Source organism: Aldersonia kunmingensis (assembly GCF_001646865.1).
GTDB lineage: Bacteria > Actinomycetota > Actinomycetes > Mycobacteriales > Mycobacteriaceae > Aldersonia > Aldersonia kunmingensis.
Genome location: NZ_LRRB01000082.1, coordinates 1 through 937, shown reverse-complemented (window position 1 = coordinate 937; position 937 = coordinate 1). Strand labels below are relative to the sequence as shown.

Annotated in this window: 1 protein-coding gene; it reads left to right on the top strand. The window is 65.8% G+C overall.

Features of this window, described 5'->3' with window-relative positions:
* Positions 1-326: 326 nt before the first annotated feature.
* Positions 327-937 (top strand): sigma-70 family RNA polymerase sigma factor (locus tag A8G08_RS06300; RefSeq protein ID WP_068271634.1); only part of this gene is annotated, 611 nt, incomplete at its 3' end.

Below are 937 nucleotides of genomic sequence, written 5' to 3'. Positions count from 1 at the left end.
GGCGGCGTCGAGCAGATCGAGTTCGTCGGCCACGATCAGGTCGATCTCGTCATTGGTCAGACCCGACAGCAAATGTGTCGTCAACATCCTGCTCACCTCCTCACCGCGGTGGTCCTTGCCGATAGGTCGAGGCACGGATCTCGTCACCGATGACCGGTGAAACTCGAGGAGCGATCCGAACTCGTCACACCCATACAGACGTCGCACCCGCCCGATGGACGCACATCTGCGTCCAATCGCCGGGGGCGTCGTCGGTAGAGAAAGAACCCCGGAGGGGATGGTCAGCGCGCGCCGTCGCGAGCATGCTGGACACGGAGGAAACCAAGATGACCGAGTCGACAACCTTCATCACCACGCCTTCCGCGCGCGAGGCCACCGAGCTCGACCGGCTCTGGCGTGACTTCTCCCGCGACCTGCGCGGGTTTATCGCCCGCCGCGTCGCGACCCCCGAGGACGCCGAGGACATCCTGCAGATCGTGTTCCTGCGCATGGCCAAAGGACTCGACAATCTGCGCGACCGGGACCGCGTCCTGGGCTGGATGTACTCCATCACCCGCAACGCCATCACCGACTACTACCGAGCCGCACCACACCGCCACGAACTCGCCGTCGACACCCTCCCCGACAACCCCTCGGACACCGACTCCGACCCGGACCTCGGCGATGACGTGCAACGCGAACTGTCGGCCTGTCTGCAGCCGATGCTGTCCGGGTTGCCCACCGACCAGGCCGACGCGGTCCGCATGGTCGACCTCGAAGCACAAACACATGTGACCGCAGCGACCAGCGCCGGAATCTCGGTGTCTGGCATGAAATCCCGCGTGCAACGCGGCCGCGCGGCGCTGCGCCAGCGGCTCGTCGCATGCTGTCAGGTCAGCCAAGACCCCCGCGGCCACGTCCACGACTACCAGCCCCGCAGCGGAAGCTGCGACTGCAA